The following is a 19,854-nucleotide window of genomic DNA, read 5'->3' on the forward strand; positions in this document are numbered from 1 at the left end:
TAAATCCAAGTGAATCAAGCGGGGATTCGCCACGATGTGCCCCGCAAAGCTGTGCCGAGCGGCACATTGCCCGGCCGGCGACGACCGTGCCAGAGTGCCGGTCATGAGCCACCCCCTCGCGTCCGAACCGCGCCCGTCCGTCCTCGCGCCCGAGAGCGTCTTCGACTGGCTCGACGAGGCCGCCGCGCTGCGTGCCGACGCCGGGCTGACGCGGACGCTGCGCAGCCGGGCGGCGGAGGACCCGGTGCTGGACCTCGCGGGGAACGACTACCTGGGGCTGACCAGGCATCCGGTGGTGGCGCAGGCCGCGGCGAACGCCGCACTGCGGTGGGGCGGCGGGTCGACGGGCTCGCGGCTGGTGACCGGGACGACCGCGCTGCACACCGAACTGGAGCAGGAGCTGGCCGAGTTCTGCGGGGCCGAGGCGGCGCTGGTGTTCTCCTCCGGGTACACGGCCAACCTCGCCGCGCTCACCGCGCTCACCGACCCGGACACCCTGATCGTCTCCGACGCCTACAACCACGCCTCGCTGATCGACGGCTGTCGGCTCTCCCGCGCCGACGTCCACCGCGCCCCGCACAGCGACCCGGCGGCGGTGGCCGAAGTGCTCGCCGGGCGGTCCCAGCGGCGGGCGCTGGTCGTCACCGACTCGGTGTTCTCGGTGGACGGCGACGCCGCCCCGCTGCCCGCCCTCTCCGAGGCCGCCCGCGCGCACGGCGCGGCCCTCCTGGTGGACGACGCGCACGGACTGGGCGTGCTCGGCCCCGGCGGCACCGGCGCCCTCGCGGCGGCCGGGCTCGCCGGGCGGCCCGACACCGTCGCCACCGCCACTCTCTCCAAGTCGCTCGGCTCCCAGGGCGGCGCCGTCCTCGGCCCGCGCCGGGTGATCCGACACCTCACCGAGACCGCCCGCACCTTCATCTTCGACACCGGCCTCGCCCCGGCCGCCGCCGGCGCCGCCCTCGCCGCGCTGCGCCTGCTGCGCGCCGAGCCCGCCCGGGCCGAGCGCGCCCGCGAGGTCGCCCGCACCCTCGCCCGGCAGCTCACCGCCGTCGGCCTGCACGCCTGCGAGCCGGAGGCGGCGGTGGTCTCGGTGCGGGCCCCCGGCCCGGAGGCCGCCGTCGCCTGGGCCGCCGACTGCCGCCGTGCGGGCCTCGCGGTGGGCTGCTTCCGCCCGCCGTCCGTCCCGGACGGCATCTCCCGCCTGCGGCTCACGGCCCGCGGCGACCTGACGGACGGCCAGATCGCCGACGCGGTCCGGATCATCGCCGCCCTGGCCCCGACGGGCGCCCGCCACGGTTAGGGCCTGTCCGGCCGTCCGGCGAGACCTGGTCCGCCCGAGCAGACCGCCCTACGGCTGCCCCACCACCAGCAGCGCCTCCGCGCCGACCGGGCGGTAGCCGGCGGCCTGGAAGGCGCGGACGCTGGGGGCGTTGCCGGGGGCCTGCTGGGCCCAGACGGCGGCGCCCTCCGGCAGCAGGTGGCGGGCGGCGGTGGCCAGGGCACGGCCGAGGCCGCGGCCGGCGGCCCGCGGCTCGACCTCGATGGCGCACTCCCAGCGCCCGGCCACCCCGCGCCCGAGGATCAGCGTGCCGCCGTCGGTGGTGAACACCCGGACGTCCTCGCGGTAGCACAGGGCGCGGACCACCCGGGGGTGCTCCCGGTCCTGCACCTCCGCCAGCGGCAGCGGCGGTCCGCCCGGCAGACGGCCGGCGACCGACAGCAGGTCGATGTTGTTGACCACCCGCCCGGTGCGCTCGGCGAAGGCGGTCAGGAACGGCGGGCAGAGCGGCGCGGACAGCGGGTCGCCGGGGTCGGCGGCCAGCGCCGCGCGCACCCAGGCAGGGTCCTGGTCGGTGAAGACGACCGCGTGCGCCGCGAAGGACACCACCCCGACGTCGCGCGGCGAGGCCTGCGGCACCACCGTCACCGACCCGTCCGGCGGCGGGAACACCCCGCCCGCCGCGTCCGCCAGGATCTCCGCCAGCCCCCGAGCGCCCATCACGACTCCCCTCCCAGCCCGTCGCCGGTCCGTCGAAGGCGCCAGCCTACGGCCTGTTCTTCGCCCGGCTCGGCTGGACCCTGGTCGGCTCGCCCGCCGCCTTGGGGTGGTCGGGCGGGTAGGGGAGTTCGCCGAGGCCCTCGTCGTGCACCTGCTTCTCGTAGAGCTCCAGCAGGCCTTCCAGCCGGTACGCCTCGCCGTCCATCCCGGCGTTCAGGTCGCCGAGTTCGGCGAACCGGGCGGGGACGGTCCGCAGGTCGAAGTCCTCGGGGGAGGCGTCGTCCAGCTCCTCCCAGCGCAGCGGGGCGGAGGCGGTGGCGCGGGGCCGGGCGCGCAGCGAGTACGCGGAGGCGATGGTGCGGTCGCGGGCCATCTGGTTGTAGTCGACGAAGATCCGCTCGCCGCGTTCCTCCTTCCACCACGCGGTGGTGACCTTCCCCGGCATCCGCTGCTCCAGGACGCGCCCGAGCGCGATCACCGCGTGCCGTCCGTCGGTGAAGTTCCATTCGGGCGCCAGCGGCACGTACACGTGCAGTCCGCGCCCGCCGGAGGACTTGGGCCAGCCGCGCAGCCCGTACTCCTCCAGGAGGGCGCGCAGTTCGTGGGCGGCGCGGACGGCGTCGTGGAAGTCGGTGCCGGGCTGCGGGTCGAGGTCGATGCGCAGTTCGTCGACGTGGTCGGTGTCGGCGCGCCGCACCGGCCAGGGGTGGAAGGTGAGGCAGCCGAGGTTGGCCGCCCACAGGACGGCGGCCGGCTCGGTGGGGCAGATCTCGTCGGCGGAGCGGCCGCTGGGGAAGTTGATGCGGGCGGTGGGCAGCCAGTCCGGCAGCCCCTTGGGGGCCCGCTTCTGGTAGAAGAACTCGCCGTCCACGCCGTCCGGGAAGCGCTGCAGGGTGGTGGGCCGGTCGCGCAGGCCGCGCAGCACCCCCTCGGCGACGGCCAGGTAGTACTGCGCGACGTCCAGCTTGGTGAAGCCGCGCTCGGGGTAGTACACCTTGTCCGGGTTCGACAGCCGGACGGTGCGCCCGGCGACTTCCAGTTCCACGGCTGAGCCCATGCCCCTCACGCTAAGCGCCGTACGGCCGCCGCGCGCCCCGAGCCGGTTGGCCCGAGGCTGGGACCATGGACCTGCCCGTGATGCCGCCGGTGGCGCCGATGCTCGCCAAGTCGGTGGCCAAGATCCCGCCCGGGATGCAGTACGAGGCCAAGTGGGACGGCTTTCGCACCATCGTGTTCCGCGACGGCGCCGAGGTGGAGCTCGGCAGCCGCACCGGCAAACCGCTGACCAGGTACTTCCCCGAACTGGTCGAGGCCCTGCAGCGGGAGCTGCCGCCGCGCTGCGTGCTGGACGGCGAGGTGGTGATCGTCCGCGAGGGCCGGCTGCGCTTCGAGGAGCTGCTGGAGCGCATCCACCCCGCCGCGAGCCGGGTGAAGCTGCTCGCGGAACGGACGCCGGCCTCCTTCGTCGCCTTCGACCTGCTCGCCCTCGGCGACGACTCCCTGCTGGACGAACCGCTGTCGGTGCGCCGCCCGGCCCTGGAGGCCGCGCTCGCCGACGCCGCCGACCCGGTCTTCACCGCCCCCGCCTCCACCGACCGAGGCCTCGCGCAGACCTGGTTCGCCGAGTACGAGGGCGCCGGGCTGGACGGGGTGGTGGCCAAGCCGCTGGACCAGCCGTACCGGCCGGGGGAGCGGACCATGTTCAAGATCAAGCACGAGCGCACCGCCGACTGCGTGGTGGCCGGCTACCGCGAGCACAAGAGCGGCCCGGTCGTCGGCTCGCTGCTGCTCGGCATCCACGACGCGGACGGCAGGCTCCAGCACGTCGGGGTCTGCGCGGCCTTCCCGATGGCCCGCCGCCGCGAACTGGCCGAGGAGCTGGCCCCGCTCAGGATGGACGACCTCTCCCGGCACCCGTGGGGGGCCTGGGCGGAGGAGGCTGCGCACGCCGAGGGCCGGCTGCCCGGCGCGGTCAGCCGCTGGACGGGCGGCAAGGACCTCTCCTGGATCGCGCTGCGCCCGGAGCGGGTGGTCGAGGTGGCGTACGACCACATGGAGGGCACCCGCTTCCGGCACACCGCGCAGTTCCGCCGCTGGCGGCCGGACCGCACTCCGGAGAGCTGCACGTACGAGCAGTTGGAGGAGCCGGTCTCCTACGACCTCGGCAAGGTGCTGGGGATCTGACGGCACGAGGCGAGGGGCCCGACCCGGTCGAACCGGGTCGGGCCCCTCGCGTCGTGCCGTGGTGGTGGTCAGGCCCGCACGGTGCTGGAGCTGTTGCCCGTCGGGAGCGAGGGCGTACCGCTGCCGGAGACGGTGGCCGAGGGCAGGCCCGAGGGGGAGCCCGAGGCCGGGGCCGACGGCGAACCCGAGGCCGACGGCGGGGCGGTCTCCGCCGGGAGGGCGTAGACGTTGTTCGGCGAGATGATCTTGGTGATCTCGTTGGCGAACAGGGTGGACGGCTCCTGGCCCTGGGAGATCACATCGGTGTTCAGCAGCAGCACCATGGTGGCCTGGGCCTCCGGCATGTACACCGCCACGCTCTCGTAGCCCGGCATCGAGCCGTTGTGGCCGATCCAGCCGGCGTTGTTGAACACCCCGAAGCCGTAGGTGACGCCAGGGTCCGGGGTCGGCAGGAGCTTCATCCGCTCGGCCTGGGTGGCCGGGCTGATGATGGCGCCGGTGGCCATGGTCTTCGCCCAGCTCTCCAGGTCGGCGAGGGTGGTGATGACGGCTCCGGCGGTCCACGCCCAGGACGGGTTCCAGTTGGTGGCGTCCTGGACCGACCCGTCGGGCGTCTGGTTGGTGTAGCCGCGGGGGTGCGGGTCGGGGAGGGCCGAGTCCGTGGGGAAACTGGTCTTGCCCAGGGAGGCCGGCGTGAACACCTGGGCCTTGAGGAAGTCGCCGGCCGACTGCCCGCCGACCTTCTCGATCAGCTTGCCCAGCAGGATGTAGTTGCTGTTGTTGTACTGGTACTCGGTGCCGGGCGGGGACACGGCGGGGTGCTTGTAGCCGTAGGCGAGCAGTTGGTCCGGGGTGAACACGTGGTTCGGGTCGTTGATCAGCGTGCTCACGAAGTCCGGGTCGGAGCTGTACGGGAACAGCCCGCTGCGCATCTCGCCGAGCTCGCGGACGGTGATCCCGTCGCCGCCGGGGACGCCGTCCACGTACTTGGAGATCGGGTCGTCCAGCCCCACCTTGCCCTGGTCCACCAGGCGCAGGACGGCGGTCGCGGTGAAGGTCTTGCTCTCGCTGCCGATGCGGGTGTACATCCCGACGTCCATCGGCGCCTTGGTGGTCTTGTCGGCGACGCCGAAGGCCTTCTGGTAGGTGCCGCTCGGGGTGATGATCCCGACCGAGATGCCGGGGACGCCGTTCTGGCTGAGCACCCGCTGGATCGCGGCGTCCAGCTTGGCGGTGACGGCGGAGGTCAGCGGCACCACCGCGTTCGAGGACGCGCTCCCCGAGGTGCCGGGGCTCGCGGACGGGCTGAGCGCGGCCGGTTCGGCGGTGACCGCCGGGTCGGCGGCCTGCCGGGTGGTCGAGTCGCCGGAGCAGGCGGTGGCGGCCAGCAGGCCGGTCAGCGCGAGGGCGGCTCCTGCGGCCAGCCGGGCGGAGCGGGGAGCGGCCGGGCGGGGCCGTCGGGTGTGGGTCATGGGGCGGGGCGCCTCTCTGCGGCGAAGCGGCGAAGGGCCCCGGAGCGCCTGCTCCACGGGGCCACGGGGGGACCGTCGCCACCGTAAGCACCGCCCTCGAACACCCGCGCGCCGGTGACGGCCGGGCTGGCCCGAACGGACCCAAGGCCCACCCGAGTGGCCCGGTCCCGCTCGCGGCGTGTTGTCAAGTACCGGCGCGCGGCGGACGGTTGGTGTCCCCACCGGTGCCCCGCGCTCGGCCGACCGGGTGAGCCCCGGCACGCCGCAACCGCCCCCGACCGCTGCTCGGGCACGATCGTTTAGCCCAGCTGTGGCCGCCCTTAAGAATTCCTCGATGGACCGCACCCCCTCCCACCAGGCAGATTTCTGCCTGCCCGGAGTGCGCCCGTCAGGAACGGCCGAACCGGGCCGCCTCGGCCTGCCCGACCCTCGAAGGCCGTCCCCCCGCACGTCAGGAGCCGTCGCCCGTGAAGGCACTCGTCAAGCAGAAGGCCGAGCCCGGCCTCTGGATGATCGACGTCCCGAAGCCCGAGATCGGCCCCGGCGAGGTGCTGATCAAGGTGCTGCGGACCGGCATCTGCGGCACCGACCTGCACATCCGCAAGTGGGACGGCTGGGCGCAGCAGACCATCAAGACCCCGATGACGATCGGCCACGAGTTCGTCGGCGAGGTCGCCGAGATCGGCGCCGGCGTCGCGGACATCGCGATCGGCGACCTGGTCAGCGGTGAGGGCCACCTGGTCTGCGGCAAGTGCCGCAACTGCCTGGCCGGCCGCCGCCACCTGTGCCGCAACACCGTCGGCCTGGGCGTCAACCGGGACGGCGCCTTCGCCGAGTACGTGGCGCTGCCCGCCTCCAACGTCTGGGTGCACCGGGTGCCGGTCGACCTGGACGTGGCCGCGATCTTCGACCCCTTCGGCAACGCCGTGCACACCGCACTGTCCTTCCCGCTGGTCGGCGAGGACGTGCTGGTCACCGGCGCCGGCCCGATCGGCATCATGGCCGCCGCCGTCGCCAAGCACGCCGGCGCCCGCAACGTGATGATCACCGACGTCTCCCCGTACCGCCTCGACCTGGCCCGCGAGGTCGGTGTGACGCTGGCGCTCAACGTCGCCGAGCACACCATCGAGGAGGGCCAGCAGAAGCTCGGCCTGCGCGAGGGCTTCGACGTCGGCCTGGAGATGTCCGGCCGCCCCGAGGCGATGCAGTCGATGATCGCCAACATGACCCACGGCGGGAAGATCGCCATGCTCGGCCTGCCGGCCGACGACTTCGCCGTCGACTGGGCGCGCATCGTCACCTCGATGATCACCATCAAGGGCATCTACGGCCGCGAGATGTTCGAGACCTGGTACGCGATGTCCGTGCTGCTGGAGGGCGGCCTGGACCTCAGCCCGGTGATCACCGGCCGCTACGCCGCCACCGACTTCGAGGCCGCCTTCGACGACGCCGCGGGCGGCAACTGCGGCAAGATCATCCTCGACTGGACCGCCTGAGCCACCCCGCCGACGCCAAAGGAGCCTGTTGTGTTCGACAACGTGCGCGCCGACATCGCCACCACCCTCGACGAGATCCGCGAGGCCGGCCTGTTCAAGCCCGAGCGGGTCATCGGGACCCCGCAGAGCGCCGCCGTCACCGTCACCGGCGGCGGCAAGCCCGGCGAGGTGCTGAACTTCTGCGCCAACAACTACCTCGGCCTGGCGGACCACCCCGAGGTGCTGGCCGCGGCCAAGGACGCCCTGGACCGCTGGGGCTACGGCATGGCCTCGGTCCGCTTCATCTGCGGCACCCAGGACGTCCACAAGGAGCTGGAGGACCGCCTCTCGGCCTTCCTCGGCCAGGAGGACACGATCCTCTACTCCTCCTGCTTCGACGCCAACGGCGGTGTCTTCGAGACCCTGCTGGACGACCGCGATGCCGTCATCTCCGACGCGCTCAACCACGCCAGCATCATCGACGGCATCCGGCTCAGCAAGGCCCGCCGCCACCGCTACGCCAACCGCGACATGGCCGACCTGGAGAAGCAGCTCCAGGACACCCAGGACGCCCGCCGCCGCCTGATCGTCACCGACGGCGTCTTCTCCATGGACGGCTACGTCGCCCCCCTGCCGGAGATCTGCGACCTGGCCGAGCGCTACGGCGCGATGGTCATGGTGGACGACTCGCACGCCGTCGGCTTCGTCGGCGCGGGCGGCCGCGGCACCCCCGAACTGCACGGCGTGATGGACCGAGTGGACATCATCACCGGCACCCTCGGCAAGGCCCTCGGCGGCGCCTCCGGCGGCTACGTCGCCGCCCGCCGGGAGATCGTCGCGCTGCTGCGCCAGCGCTCCCGCCCGTACCTGTTCTCCAACTCGCTGGCCCCGGTCATCGCGGCCGCCTCGCTGAAGGTGCTCGACCTGGTCGAGCGCTCCACCGAGCTGCGCGAGAAGCTGGCGGCCAACACCGCGCTGTTCCGCACGAAGATGACCGAGGCCGGGTTCGAGATCCTGCCCGGCGACCACCCGATCGCCCCGGTGATGATCGGCGACGCGGCCGAGGCCGGCCGGCTCGCCGAACTGCTGCTGGAGCGCGGCGTGTACGTGATCGGCTTCTCGTACCCGGTCGTCCCGATGGGCCAGGCCCGGATCCGGGTGCAGCTGTCCGCGGCGCACTCCACCGAGGACGTCGAGCGCGCCGTCGCCGCCTTCGTGGACGCCCGCGCCGCGCTGAAGTAGCACCCCCGACGGGCCCGGCAGGGGCCCGCACCGAACTGCCCGTGGGCCGGACCGCTCGGAACCGGACCGGCCCACGGGCTCACGAACGCCGTGCGGCACGGGCACTTCACTGCGCCCGCGCCGCACGGCTCACCAACCACCTGCCCCACCCTCCCGCTGCGGGGGCGGGACGCCGGCCCGGCCGACGTCCCGCCCCCGTCCGCGGTTTCCGGGGGCCGGCCGGATCAGTCCTCGTTCGGGTCCCCGTTCTCGTCCTGGTCCTCGCCCTGGTCGTCGCCGAGGTGCCGGGCGTTGCGGGCGAAGACCTGGTAGTCGCCGGCCGCCGGGCCCGCGGAGCCGGCGACCAGGTTGCCGCTGGTCGAGCCGAAGACCACCGTGCGGCCGTGGGCGTCCACGAAGGGGTCGACCGAGGAGCCGTTGCCGAGCGAGCCGTCCGGCGCGGTGGCGACCCGCTCGGTGCGGCCGGTACGCAGGTCCTGGCGGTAGACGTCCCAGCCCGGGTGCTGCGGGCCGGGCACCAGGTTGTCGGCGGCGGAGGAGAAGTAGATCCAGCGGTTGTCGGCGGTGACGCTGCCGTGGTCGGAGGTGCCGACCGAGGTGGTGCCGAGCAGGCCGCCGCTGACCTTCGTCACGGTGCCCTTCCTGAGGTCCCGGACGTACAGCACCAGGTGGTACCGGTGGCCGTTGGTCGAGCCGCCGGGCTCGGGCAGGGCGTAGACCGCGCGCCGCCCGTCGGGGCTGATCGTCGCGTCGAAGCTCGCGGAGCCGAGCTTGCCGTCGAGGTCCAGGCTCGCGGCGGCGATGCGGCCGGAGTGCACGTCGTAGGTGTAGTAGGCGCCGGTCGTCGGCCGGGCCAGGTTCGCCTTCGCCTGGCCCTGTCGGGCGTTGCGGGGCAGGGCGGACGAGGTGCCGGGGGCCTGCTCGACATCGGCGACACCTGCGCCCGGGGAGGCGGGGGCGGTCTCGGCGCGGGCGGGGGTCCGGGCGGCCGGCAGCAGGTTCCCGGCGAAGGAGGTGAAGCCGATGGTGCGGCCGTCCGCGCTGATGGTCGGGTTGAGGGACATGCTGTCGCCCGGCTTGCCGTCCGCCCCCACGGAGACCAGTCGGGTCGTCCCGGTCCGGCGGTCGAGGACGTAGATGTTGTAGTCCCAGGTGTACGGCCTGGTGAGCGACGGGGCGTCGGCGCCGTCGCCGACACCGCCGGGCAGGGCCGGGACGAGGTCGGTCCGGGAGGACACGAAGGCCACGTAGCGGCCGTCGGCGCTGATCGAGGGTGCGTACGAGGCGTGGAACCGGTCGGTGTCGGCGCTGGTGAGCCCGCCGCTGACCAGTTCGGTGCGGCCGGTCCTGCGGTCGCGCAGGTACACCTCGGTGCGGCCCTGCACCTGCATGCCGGGCAGCACGTTGTCGGCGTCGCTCTCGAAGGCCACGTAGCGGCCGTCGGCGTTGATCGCGACGTAGTCGGTGAAGCCGTTCAGCGCCGAGCCGTCGTCGGCCAGGTTGACCCGCTCGGTGCGGCCGGTGCGCAGGTCGCGGACGTAGGCGTCGCGGCCGCTCTTGGCGGGCTGCTCCACCAGGTTGGTGGCCCAGGAGGTGAACAGGGCGTAGCGGCCGTCGGCGCTCACCCCGTGGCTCTGCGACTGGTTGTTCGGCGCCGCGCCGTCCAGCCCGACGCTGACCCGGACGGTGCCGCGCGGCGCCGGGTCGGCCTGGGCGGGGGCGGCGGTCGCGGCGAGCACGGCGACGGCCGCCAGGACGCTGCCGCCGTCGGCGAACCAACGGGTGCGGGCGGTACGGGTGTTGGGTGTCATGGGCGGGTTGTCCTCCCCTGTGATCGCCCCTGCGCCGGGCTCCCTCCCGGCGACGGGCTCGGGGAGAGCCAATCGCCGGGAGGGGCGGTGGTCAACGGCCGGGGGTGATCTCGGCGGAAAATACGTCAACCACCGTATTCCGCACGGGAGTCGGACAGTGTGAGCCGTCGGGTCAGGCCGGCGGCCCGTCAGGCCGTCAGAGACGACGCCGGAAGACGTCCGTGACGTTGTTGGTGTCGCCCGGGACGAGGTCGCCGTCGGTGGCGTCGAAGACCACGGTGTCCCCGAAGGCGTCCACGGACGGGGTGAACGACGAGGCCGTGCTCTGGGATCCGTCCTGGGTGAGGCTCACCCGCTCGGTGCGTCCGGTCCACAGGTCGCGGCGGAAGACGTCCGACTGCTGGTTGGTGTCGTCCGGCACCAGGGTCTCGACGTCGGAGGTGAAGTACACCCACCGGCCGTCGTAGGTCATGACGGGCTCGTAGGAGGAGAGGGTCGTCGTGGTGCCGGCGAGCGGGGTGCTGACCTGGGTGACGGTGCCGGTGGCCAACTCGCGGGCGTAGACCACCAGGTGGACCCCGTGCGAGCCGGGCCGCCCGCCGGGCTGGGGGACGCTGTACACGGCGTAGCGGCCGTCCGGGCTGATCCGGCCGTCCTGGCCGGTGGGGCGGAAGGCCCCGGTCTCGTCGTAGCTGGCGCCGCTGATCCGGCCGGTGCGGGCGTCCCAGACGTAGTAGGGGTAGAACCGGGGCACCGCCAGCCGGGGCCGGGCGCCGGGGGCGGTGGCGTCGTCGGTCGGGTCGGTGGGCGAGGAGCCGACGGAGCTCTCTGCGGGCTCCTCCGCGGACGGGAGCAGGTTGCTCGCCCGCGAGGTGAAGCCGACGGTCTGCCCGTCCGCGCTCAGGCTCGGCACGGAGGAGTGCTGGTCGGCCGGCGTGCCGTCGGCGCCGACCGTGATCAGGCGGGTGGTGTGGGTCCAGCGGTCGGTGACGTAGACGTTCGCCTTGCCGCGCTTGACCGTCGCCCCGAGGTCGGTGCGGTCGGAGGCGAAGGCCACGTAGCGGCCGTCCCAGCTCAGGCTGGGGTTGCTCGCCCGGCGGATCGACTGGTCGTCGGTCGTCGGGCCGGTGCCGGCGCTGATCAGCTCGGTGCGGCCGGTCCACCGGTCGTGGACGAAGACGTCAGCCGCGTGCTTCTGCTGCCCGGGCACCACGTTGGTCGCGGCGGTGCTGAACGCCACGTACCGGCCGTCGCCGCTGATCGTGCCGTCGGCGACGCCCGCGTCCAGCCGGGAGCCGTCGTCGGCCAGGTCGACCTGCTCGACGTGCCCGTTGCGGAGGTCCTTGACGTAGAGGCCCTCCGAGCCGTCGGCGTGACCGGGGGCGAGGCCGGTCGCGGTCGAGCTGAACAGCACCGAGCGGCCGTCGGAGCTCACCCCGAGGCCGTAGGAGTCGCCGTTCAGCGCCTCGCCCTTGGGCCCCTCGCTGACCCGGGCGGTGTCGCCCTTGGGCGGCCGGGCCTCGGCGGCGGGCATCACGGCGCCGACCGCGGTCACGGTGGCCAGGACGCAGGCGGTGCGGGCCAGCCGACGGCGGGTGCGTGCGGTGGTCATGGATCATCCTCCCCAGACGACGGATCACAGGTGGTGTTCGAGGCTGTGCCTGACCCACGACCCCCGCGGTCCGGCTGGGCACGAGCCAAGCGTCGTACGGCCCGGCGGTCAACGAAGTGAAGCGATCTCGTCCGGAAATACGCCACCGGTGGTACCTCCGGCCGAAACCTCGCAGGCCCGGAGCCCGTCCGGTCCGCTCCCGCGCGCTGGCAGAATTGGGGCTGTGATCGACGCACGACGGCTGCGGACCCTGCGGGCCGTGGCGGACCACCGCACGGTGACCGCCGCGGCGGCCGCCCTCTACCTGACCCCCTCCGCGGTCTCCCAGCAGCTGGCCGCCCTGGAGCAGGAGACCGGGCACCACCTGCTCGCCCGAGAGGGCCGGGGCGTGCGGCTGACCGCCGCCGGGGAGATCCTGCTCGGCCACGCGGACGTCGTGCTCGCCCAGCTGGAGCGCGCCGAGGCCGACCTGGCCGCGTACCGGGCGGGCGTCTCCGGCGAGGTCACCGTCGCCTCCTTCGCCACCGGCATCGCACTGGTGCTCGCGCCCGCCATCGGTCTGCTCGCCGAGCGGGCGCCGGGGGTGCGGCTCAAGGTGCTGGACGCCGAGGGCGACGCCAGCCTGCCGATGGTCCTGGAGAGCCGGGCCGACCTCGCGGTGGCCGTCGAGTACCGCGGTGCCCCGCGGGCCGACGATGCCCGCCTCACCCGGGTGCCGCTGTACGCCGAGCCCTTCGAGGCCGTCCTGCCGCTGGACCACCGGCTGGCCGCCGAGGACGGTCCGCTCGCGGTCGCCGAGCTCGCCGACGAGCCGTGGATCGGGCCCTACCCGGGCAACCCGTGCCACGACGTGGTCCTGCTGGCCTGCGAGCACGCCGGGTTCCAGCCGCGCCTGCTGCACTCCTCGGACGACTTCCGGGCGGTCGTGGCGCTCGCCTCGGCGGGGGCTGGGGTGGCCCTGGTGCCGCGCTCGGCGCTGCGCGGGGTCGACCTCTCCCGGGTGGCGGTGCGCCCGGTCGACAGCGAGCTGGCCACCCGCCGGGTCTTCGCCGCCGTCCGGGCGGGCGCCGACGGCCACCCGCTGATCCGCCCGGTCCTGGACGCCCTCGCCGACGCGGCGGCCGCGAGCGCGTAGCTCCGGTGAGACGGGCCCGGGCACCCGGAAACGGTTGTGCGGCTGCGCGGCGTCCCGGGTCGGGCGGCCGCGCCGTGTGCAGGTGGCGTGGCGTCCCGGCCCGGGCGGCCGTGCAGCCGCAGGTCCATGGGATGGCGGTCGGGTCATCCGACCACCGGGGTCACCACGCCTTCGTGAGGGTGATCAGACGGACGGCCGGGGCGGAGACCACCTGCACCCTGCCGGTGTCGGGGATCCGCAGCTTGACGAAACCGCCCTGGAACGCCACCAGCGCGCGGGGCACCGAGGAGACCATCCAGCCGTCGGAGCCCAGCACCTCGTAGCCGTCGACCAGTTCGACGGAGGCCTCGGCCCAGTCCTCGTTCATACGTCCCCCCGCTGTGCGACTGTCCCCGAAACGGTACCGATCGGTTCCGTTCTGACGTCGAAGACGGTACCGATCGGTGCCGTTTGGAGTCAAGAGCGGCTAGGATCGCTTTCCATGGCAGTCAACGCACGGGCGCGCCTGCTGAGCACGGCAGAGACCCTCTTCTACGCCAACGGGATCCACTCGGTCGGGGTGGAGCGCATCCTCGCCGAGTCCGGTGTGGGCCGGGCCTCCTTCTACCGGCACTTCGCCGGCAAGGAGGCGTTGGTGACGGCCGTCCTGGAAGGCCGCGACGCCCGGTGGCGGGCCTGGCTCTCCGAGCGGGTCGCGGCCCACGGCGGCCACCCGCTCAACGTCTTCGACGCCCTCGCCGAACGGTTCGCCGCCGAGGACTACCGGGGCTGCGTCGCCATCAACACCATGACCGAGATCGCCGACCGCGCCAGCCCGGCCCGCGAGATGGCGGCGTTGCACAAACGGCGCGTCATCGAGCTGGTCGAGCAGCTCATGCGGGACGCGGACATTCCCCAACCCGCCGACCGGGCCAAGCAGTTCGCCCTCCTGATGGACGGCGCCATCGTCACCGCGCTGCGCGAGGGCACTCCGGACGCCGCCTGGCGGGCCCGCACCATCGCGGAGTCCCTGCTGGCCGCCTGAGGCCCGAAGCGGCGGGAGCCCCGCACCGGTGCTGCGGGTGCGGGGCTCCCGCCGCCGAGCGCGGCAACGGGGCGCCACCGGCGGGCCACGTACGGCCGAACGGCGACGTGACCGGGCTGCGTATGCTGGGTCCGTGACGGCGAACGAGGGACGGGGCCCGGTGCTGCGGGTGGACGCCGCGCGGAACCGGGCGCTGGTGCTGCGCGTCGCCAGGGAGCAACTGGCCGCCGGGGACGACTCCCTGCAGCTCAACGTCATCGCCCGGCTGGCCGGGGTCGGGGTCGGAACCGTCTACCGGCACTTCCCCAACCCGCAGGCGCTGCGCGAGGCGCTGTTGGTGGAGCGGTTCCGGGGGCTGGTCGACGAAGCCCTCGCCGCCGCCGACCTGGAGGATCCCTCCGAGGGGCTGCGCCGACTGCTGCGCTCCACGCTCCTCATGGCGCTGCGCGACGACGGTCTGGGGGCCGTTCTCGAATCCGCGAGCGATGCCGAGGCACAGACCTCCGCCCTGAAGGCCGAACTGGACGGGGCCGTCGCGAGCCTGCTCGACCGGGCCCGGCTGGCCGGCGCCGTCCGCGGCGACATCGGGCCCGGTGACGTGCGCCGACTGCTCTGCGGGATCGAGCACGCGCTGCGGAGCGGCGACCAGAGCCCCGCGCGGGTCGAGACCTACCTCGGTGTCCTCGTCGAGGGGCTGCGTCCCCCGCGCTGACCCGGCTCGGTGACGGAGGTCGGGCGCGCGAGCGGCGCCGACCGTCCAGGTGACGTCGGGCTGCGCCGCGGCCGTCGCCGAATCTTACAGACCGCGAACATCCTTGCCCGGCAGGGCTGTTGCCGCTGTACGGCGGATCGGGCGCTGCCTACCGTGGCGTCCACCCGCCGTCGCGACCGACTAACCGGATAGGTATCCGTTCGTGCTAGCGTGTGGGACTCCAACCGGATAGTCATCCGGTTAATGCGCCGCAGGGGAGAAGGGGCGAAGCTGATGGAACGCCAGGCAGTGGTGACCGCCGCGACGGGCGGTATCGGACTCGAAACGGCGCTGGGCCTCGCGGAGCGCGGGTACGCCGTCACCGTGATCGGCCGCGACGAGGAACGGGGCCAGGGCGCCGTGGACCGGATCTCGGCCGTGGCGACGGGGAGCCGGCCGAGGTTCATCGCGGCCGACCTGTCCTCGCTCGGTGACGTGCGGCGCCTCGCGCTCGACCTGGCCGTCGTGGGCCCGCTGACCGTCCTGGTCAACAACGTCGGCGCGATGTTCGCCCAGCGGCAGCAGACCGTGGACGGCATCGAGGCCACCTTCGCCGTCAACCACCTCTCGCCGTACCTGCTCACGGAGCTGCTCCTGGACCAGCTCCGGGCCGGCGGGCCGAGCCGGATAGTGAACGTGAGCTCCGGCGCGGTCGCCCTGGCCAAGCGCACCTTCGACGCCGTCGAACCCCCGGGCGGCTACTACGGCTTCCACTGGTACGGCCGGGCCAAACTGGCCAACCTCGCCTACACGCTGGACCTGGCCGACCGCCTGCGCGGCAGCGGCGTCAGCGTCTTCGCGGCCGACCCGGGCGGCGCCGCCACCAGCATGACCAACGGCACCATGACCTCGCCGAGGATCGTCTCTCCCGGCCTGCGCCTGTTGTGGCCGCTGGTCCGCAGGCGCTTCGAGCGCTCGACGGCCGGGCCCGCCTCCGAGGCCGCCCGCTCCTCGGTGTTCGCCGCCACCGACCCCTCGCTGGACGGACGGACCGGTCTGCTCATCGGCCCGGACGCCCGGCCCGTCCCGGCCCACCCGGCGAGCACCCACCCCGGCCTCACCGCCGACGTCCTCCGGCTCAGCCGCGAGCACACGTTCCGATGGGCGCTCGCCTGAGCGGGCCCCCTCCGGGCCGTCGGCCTCCGACGCCCGCAGCGCACGTGAGCATGATGGCTGCGGCCGGTCAGTGGCCTCCGGGGTGTCCGGGGTGTCCGGGGTGTCCGGGGCGGAAGCCCGGGCACGACGGCGGCGCCGGAACGCCCGGTCGGGCCGGCGCCGTTCGGCGGCCCGACCGGGCCGGGGGCCGGGCGGCGAGCAGGGAGCGCAGGCGAAAGGTTGGTGGGGTGCGGGGCTGTGCATAGGGTGGGGGCGATGCTGTCGGCGTGCGTATGGAGAATCCGATGAGTTCGACCGCTGTTCCTGAGGGCCACCTCCCGGTCGGGGTCATCGGGCTCGGTGACATCGCGCAGAAGGCGTACCTGCCCGTGCTCGCCGCGCTGCCCGGGCTCGACCTGCGGTTGATGACCCGGGACGGGGCGAAGCTGGGGCGGATCGGTGAGGCGTACCGGGTCGGGGAGGGCAAGCGGTTCACCGACCTCGGCGCGCTGATCGGCAGCGGCATCCGGGCCGCGTTCGTGCACGCCGCCACCGACCAGCACGTGCCGATCGTCGAGCAGCTGCTCACCGCCGGGGTGGACGTCTACGTGGACAAGCCGCTCGACCACACCGTGGACGGCGCCCGCCGCCTGGTCGACCTCGCCGACCGCACCGGCCGCTCGCTGATGGTCGGCTTCAACCGCCGCCACGCGCCCGGCTACGTGCAGGCCAAGGAGCGCCCGCGCGACCTGATCGTGCTGCAGAAGAACCGCGAGGGCCTGCCCGAAGCCGCCCGCACCCTGGTCTACGACGACTTCATCCACGTCGTGGACACGCTGCGCTTCCTCGTCCCCGGCGAGATCGAGCACGTGGACGTCCGGTCCCGTACGCGGGACGGCCTGGTCGAGCACGTGGTGCTCACCCTCGGCGGGGAGGGGTTCACCGCGCTGGGCATCATGAACCGGGTCTCCGGCTCGACCGAGGAGGTGCTGGAGGTCTCCGGCGGCGACTCCAAGCGCGCGGTGCACAACCTGGCCGAGGTGATCGACCACCGCGGCCAGCCGACCGTGCGGCGCCGCGGCGACTGGGTGCCGGTCGCCCGCCAGCGCGGCATCGAGCAGTGCGTCCTCGCCTTCCTGGACGCCGTCCGCGCCGGGCGGACCTTGGACGCCCACGACGCGCTGCGCACCCACGAGCTGTGCGAGCTGGTGGTGGAGCGGATCGGGGATTCCTGGGCGTCCGCTGGGAGCGCCCTGTGAGAAGCCTGTGAGCTGGGCGGATTGACCGTCCGTCAAGTCACCGGGGCGGAACCGACAGTTCACCGACGAGGTCTTGTCGGGGCATTTTCTACGCGCGTATCTTAGGGGCGCCGCGGGGGGCGGGCGTCCGTCCCCTGCTCTTCCTCTACGCGAGTAGCGCGCTCGAAGCGCGCCTCCGCCCGGACCGCCGTGCCACGACCGTGCCGCACGACGGAGCTAGGAGTCCTGCCCCGGTGACCACCGCTTCCGCTCCCCGCCCCCGCAGAGCCCTGCTGCGCGCCGCTCTGATCCCGGCCTCGCTGGCCGCCTCGCTCGTGCTCGTCCCGCTGCCCGTGGCGAACGCCGCCGGCGCCGCCGCGACCCCCGCCCCGACCGAGACCGGCCCGCTGCGGATCCACGACATCCAGGGCACCACCCGGATATCCCCGCAGGCCGGCAAGCCCGTCACCGGTGTGCCCGGCATCGTCACCGGCGTCCGCGCGTACGGCAGCTCCAAGGGCTTCTGGCTCCAGGACCCGAACCCGGACGCGGACCCGGCCACCAGCGAGGGCATCTTCGTCTTCACCGGCGGCAACCCGACCGTGAAGACCGGCGACTCGGTGCTGGTGAGCGGCAAGGTCACCGAGTACTACCCCGGCTACTCCGGCGGCTCGCAGTCCGTCACCGAGATCTCCGCCCCGGCCGTCACGGTCCTGTCCTCCGGCAACCCGCTGCCCGCCCCGGTCGTCGTGGACACCCGCAACATCCCCGGCACCTACACCCCGGCGGCCGGCCCGGACGGCACCATCGACGCCGTGAAGCTCGACCCGGAGAAGTACGCCCTCGACTTCTACGAGTCCCTGGAGGGCATGCTCGTCCAGGTCAAGGACGTCCGGGTGGTCCAGGCGACCGACAAGTACAACGAGCTGTGGGTCGCCGCCGACCGCCAGGACCAGCGCAGCAAGCGCGGCGGCGTGCTCTACGAGTCCTACCGCGAGCCCAACGTCGGCCGTCTGATGGTGCAGCAGCAGGCGCCGGCCTCCCAGCAGCCGTTCCCGGTGGCCAACGTCGGCGACGAGCTGACCGGCACCACCACCGGCCCGCTGGACTACAACCAGTTCGGCGGCTACACCCTGGTCGCCGGCACCGTGGGCACGCTGAAGGACAACCACCTCCAGCGCGAGGTCACCGCCCAGGCCGGCGAGCGCGAACTCACCCTCGCCACCTACAACGTGGAGAACCTCGCCCCGAACAACCCGGACAGCAAGTTCGCCGAGCTGGCCCAGGGCGTCGTCACCAACCTGCGCTCGCCCGACATCGTCGCCCTGGAGGAGATCCAGGACAACAACGGTGCCAAGAACGACGGCACCGTCGACGCGAGCCAGACCGTCGCCAAGTTCATCGCGGCCATCAAGGCGGCCGGCGGCCCGGCCTACGACTGGCGCTCCATCGCCCCGCAGGACGGCAAGGACGGCGGCGAGCCCGGCGGCAACATCCGCCAGGTCTTCCTGTTCAACCCGCAGCGGGTCTCCTTCACCGACATCGCGGGCGGCGACGCCACCACCGCCGTCGGCGTGACCGGCACCGGCGCCGCCACCGCCCTGACCGCCTCGCCCGGCCGGATCGAGCCGAACGACGAGGCCTGGACCAACAGCCGCAAGCCGCTGGTCGGCCAGTTCGTCTTCCGCGGCCAGAAGGTCTTCGTCATCGCCAACCACCTCAACAGCAAGGGCGGCGACCAGGGCATCGACAGCCGCTTCCAGGCCCCGACCCGCAGCTCCGAGGTGCAGCGGATCAAGCAGGCCACCGTCGAGCAGGCCTTCGTCGCCAAGCTGCTGGCCGCCGACAAGGAGGCCAGGGTCGTCTCGCTCGGCGACTTCAACGACTACCAGTTCTCGCCCGCCCTGGCCGCGCTCACCAAGGACGGCGTGCTGCGCGACCTGGTGAACGAACTGCCGGAGACCGAGCAGTACTCGTACGTCTACCAGGGCAACTCCCAGGTGCTGGACCACATCCTGGTCAGCCCCGAGGTCGGCTACGCCAAGTACGACGTGGTGCACATCAACGCGGAGTTCGCCCAGCAGGCGAGCGACCACGACCCGCAGGTGGTCCGCATCAAGCCCTGACCCGAGCTGCGGTTATGCTGCCTCCGCCGCCGGTGACCGCCGGAGGCGGAGGCAGTGCCGTACGGCGGCTCGTACGACGGCTCGTGCGGCTCGTGCGGCTCGTGCGGCTCGTGCGGCTCGTACGACGGCTCGGGCGACGGCTCGGGCGACGGGGGAGACGATGGAGTACCGGATCGAGCGGATCGGCCGCGAGGACTGGCAGCTGCTGCGGAAGGTCCGGCTGGCCCAACTCCTCGACACGCCACTGGCGTTCGGCGAGACCCACGAGTACGCGAGCTACCAGGGCGAGGGCAACTGGCGGGCCCGGACGAACTGGGTCAACGAGCCCGACAAGATCGGCCTGGTCGCGGTGGCCCCCGACGGGGAGTGGGTCGGCACGATGCTGTCCGTCCCGAGCAAGGGGCAGGCCGACGCCGTCGACCTGATCGGCGTCTGGGTCGCCCCCGAGCACCGCGGCCGCGCACGCGGCGTCGCGGACGCCCTGCTGGACGCGGTGCTCGCCTGGGCCCGCGGCCGGGGCGCCGCGCGGATGCTGCTCGGGGTGCACGAGGCGAACCCCCGCGCCGCCGCCTTCTACCAGCGGCGCGGGTTCGCGTACACCGGGGGAGAGACGCCGTACGTGCTGGACGCCTCGGCGCGGATCCTGGAGATGGCCCTCCCGCTGGACTGACGCCCCCAGCGCTCGGG

Annotated in this window: 17 protein-coding genes; 11 read left to right on the forward strand and 6 right to left on the reverse strand. The window is 73.5% G+C overall.

Translation table 11 applies throughout. The features are described from left to right. The first annotated feature begins 103 nt into the window (after positions 1–103). The gene (locus CRP52_RS29915) at positions 104–1,303 is read left to right on the forward strand and encodes an 8-amino-7-oxononanoate synthase (protein ID WP_097240446.1); all 1,200 of its coding nucleotides are present in this window, start codon (positions 104–106) and stop codon (positions 1,301–1,303) included. A gap of 48 nt (positions 1,304–1,351) precedes the next feature. Here the strand turns inward: CRP52_RS29915 and CRP52_RS29920 are convergent, their stop codons facing one another. Together CRP52_RS29920 and ligD are read right to left on the reverse strand one after the other, a co-directional pair. Further along, positions 1,352–2,002, reverse strand: coding sequence for a GNAT family N-acetyltransferase (locus CRP52_RS29920; protein WP_097239233.1), 651 nt, complete (start codon positions 2,000–2,002; stop codon positions 1,352–1,354). A 46-nt stretch (positions 2,003–2,048) separates the two neighbouring features. Continuing rightward, positions 2,049–3,059: a non-homologous end-joining DNA ligase gene (gene ligD / locus CRP52_RS29925; protein ID WP_257032919.1), complete on the reverse strand. Its 1,011-nt coding sequence runs from the start codon at positions 3,057–3,059 to the stop codon at positions 2,049–2,051. A gap of 65 nt (positions 3,060–3,124) precedes the next feature. Between ligD and CRP52_RS29930 the strand changes: the two genes are divergently transcribed. After that, positions 3,125–4,186: an ATP-dependent DNA ligase gene (locus CRP52_RS29930; RefSeq protein WP_097239234.1), complete on the forward strand. Its 1,062-nt coding sequence runs from the start codon at positions 3,125–3,127 to the stop codon at positions 4,184–4,186. A gap of 68 nt (positions 4,187–4,254) precedes the next feature. On the opposite strand, the gene CRP52_RS29935 is transcribed toward CRP52_RS29930, so the two are convergent. Further along, on the reverse strand, positions 4,255–5,658 hold the full coding sequence (locus CRP52_RS29935; protein WP_097239235.1) for a serine hydrolase domain-containing protein: 1,404 nt from the start codon (positions 5,656–5,658) through the stop codon (positions 4,255–4,257). A 467-nt stretch (positions 5,659–6,125) separates the two neighbouring features. Between CRP52_RS29935 and tdh the strand changes: the two genes are divergently transcribed. Further along, entirely contained in the window at positions 6,126–7,154 is a 1,029-nt protein-coding gene (gene tdh / locus CRP52_RS29940) for an L-threonine 3-dehydrogenase (RefSeq protein WP_097239236.1), read from the forward strand. A 30-nt stretch (positions 7,155–7,184) separates the two neighbouring features. Continuing rightward, on the forward strand, positions 7,185–8,375 hold the full coding sequence (locus CRP52_RS29945) for a glycine C-acetyltransferase (protein ID WP_097239237.1): 1,191 nt from the start codon (positions 7,185–7,187) through the stop codon (positions 8,373–8,375). A gap of 224 nt (positions 8,376–8,599) precedes the next feature. Here the strand turns inward: CRP52_RS29945 and CRP52_RS29950 are convergent, their stop codons facing one another. Together CRP52_RS29950 and CRP52_RS29955 are read right to left on the reverse strand one after the other, a co-directional pair. Further along, entirely contained in the window at positions 8,600–10,186 is a 1,587-nt protein-coding gene (locus tag CRP52_RS29950) for a TolB family protein (RefSeq protein WP_097239238.1), read from the reverse strand. 196 nt (positions 10,187–10,382) lie between these two features. Next, complete coding sequence (locus tag CRP52_RS29955; protein ID WP_097239239.1) at positions 10,383–11,798, reverse strand: PD40 domain-containing protein; 1,416 nt, start codon at positions 11,796–11,798, stop codon at positions 10,383–10,385. Positions 11,799–12,021: 223 nt separating this feature from the next. Here CRP52_RS29955 and CRP52_RS29960 point away from each other — a divergent pair, with 223 nt between their 5' ends. Continuing rightward, on the forward strand, positions 12,022–12,933 hold the full coding sequence (locus CRP52_RS29960; protein ID WP_097239240.1) for a LysR family transcriptional regulator: 912 nt from the start codon (positions 12,022–12,024) through the stop codon (positions 12,931–12,933). Positions 12,934–13,093: 160 nt separating this feature from the next. On the opposite strand, the gene CRP52_RS29965 is transcribed toward CRP52_RS29960, so the two are convergent. After that, entirely contained in the window at positions 13,094–13,300 is a 207-nt protein-coding gene (locus CRP52_RS29965; protein ID WP_097239241.1) for a hypothetical protein, read from the reverse strand. Positions 13,301–13,414: 114 nt separating this feature from the next. Between CRP52_RS29965 and CRP52_RS29970 the strand changes: the two genes are divergently transcribed. The 6 genes from CRP52_RS29970 to CRP52_RS29995 all read left to right on the forward strand — a co-directional run bounded on the left by CRP52_RS29970 (position 13,415) and on the right by CRP52_RS29995 (position 19,837). After that, positions 13,415–13,957 carry a TetR/AcrR family transcriptional regulator gene (locus CRP52_RS29970; RefSeq protein WP_097239242.1) on the forward strand — a complete coding sequence of 181 codons (543 nt, stop codon included), beginning with the start codon at positions 13,415–13,417 and terminating at the stop codon, positions 13,955–13,957. 133 nt (positions 13,958–14,090) lie between these two features. After that, the gene (locus CRP52_RS29975) at positions 14,091–14,669 is read left to right on the forward strand and encodes a TetR/AcrR family transcriptional regulator (RefSeq protein WP_257032920.1); all 579 of its coding nucleotides are present in this window, start codon (positions 14,091–14,093) and stop codon (positions 14,667–14,669) included. A gap of 273 nt (positions 14,670–14,942) precedes the next feature. Continuing rightward, positions 14,943–15,824 (forward strand): SDR family NAD(P)-dependent oxidoreductase, encoded by an 882-nt coding sequence (locus tag CRP52_RS29980; protein ID WP_097239243.1) that lies wholly within the window; start codon positions 14,943–14,945, stop codon positions 15,822–15,824. Between the two features lie 284 nt (positions 15,825–16,108). Continuing rightward, complete coding sequence (locus CRP52_RS29985; RefSeq protein ID WP_097239244.1) at positions 16,109–17,062, forward strand: Gfo/Idh/MocA family protein; 954 nt, start codon at positions 16,109–16,111, stop codon at positions 17,060–17,062. A gap of 233 nt (positions 17,063–17,295) precedes the next feature. Next, complete coding sequence (locus CRP52_RS29990) at positions 17,296–19,167, forward strand: endonuclease/exonuclease/phosphatase family protein (RefSeq protein WP_097239245.1); 1,872 nt, start codon at positions 17,296–17,298, stop codon at positions 19,165–19,167. 160 nt (positions 19,168–19,327) lie between these two features. Then, entirely contained in the window at positions 19,328–19,837 is a 510-nt protein-coding gene (locus CRP52_RS29995) for a GNAT family N-acetyltransferase (protein WP_097239246.1), read from the forward strand. Positions 19,838–19,854 lie beyond the last annotated feature (17 nt).

The organism is Streptomyces sp. 1331.2 (assembly GCF_900199205.1).
In the GTDB taxonomy this organism is placed as follows: Bacteria; Actinomycetota; Actinomycetes; order Streptomycetales; family Streptomycetaceae; genus Kitasatospora.

Excerpts from the sequence above, each read along its gene's own strand:
- CRP52_RS29915 (WP_097240446.1), top strand. The coding sequence starts at position 104 with ATGAGCCACCCCCTCGCGTCCGAACCGCGCCCGTCCGTCCTCGCGCCC.
- CRP52_RS29920 (WP_097239233.1), bottom strand. The coding sequence starts at position 2,002 with ATGGGCGCTCGGGGGCTGGCGGAGATCCTGGCGGACGCGGCGGGCGGG.
- ligD (WP_257032919.1), bottom strand. The coding sequence starts at position 3,059 with ATGGGCTCAGCCGTGGAACTGGAAGTCGCCGGGCGCACCGTCCGGCTG.
- CRP52_RS29930 (WP_097239234.1), top strand. The coding sequence starts at position 3,125 with ATGGACCTGCCCGTGATGCCGCCGGTGGCGCCGATGCTCGCCAAGTCG.
- CRP52_RS29935 (WP_097239235.1), bottom strand. The coding sequence starts at position 5,658 with ATGACCCACACCCGACGGCCCCGCCCGGCCGCTCCCCGCTCCGCCCGG.
- CRP52_RS29950 (WP_097239238.1), bottom strand. The coding sequence starts at position 10,186 with ATGACACCCAACACCCGTACCGCCCGCACCCGTTGGTTCGCCGACGGC.
- CRP52_RS29955 (WP_097239239.1), bottom strand. The coding sequence starts at position 11,798 with ATGACCACCGCACGCACCCGCCGTCGGCTGGCCCGCACCGCCTGCGTC.
- CRP52_RS29965 (WP_097239241.1), bottom strand. The coding sequence starts at position 13,300 with ATGAACGAGGACTGGGCCGAGGCCTCCGTCGAACTGGTCGACGGCTAC.
- CRP52_RS29970 (WP_097239242.1), top strand. The coding sequence starts at position 13,415 with ATGGCAGTCAACGCACGGGCGCGCCTGCTGAGCACGGCAGAGACCCTC.
- CRP52_RS29980 (WP_097239243.1), top strand. The coding sequence starts at position 14,943 with ATGGAACGCCAGGCAGTGGTGACCGCCGCGACGGGCGGTATCGGACTC.
- CRP52_RS29985 (WP_097239244.1), top strand. The coding sequence starts at position 16,109 with ATGAGTTCGACCGCTGTTCCTGAGGGCCACCTCCCGGTCGGGGTCATC.
- CRP52_RS29995 (WP_097239246.1), top strand. The coding sequence starts at position 19,328 with ATGGAGTACCGGATCGAGCGGATCGGCCGCGAGGACTGGCAGCTGCTG.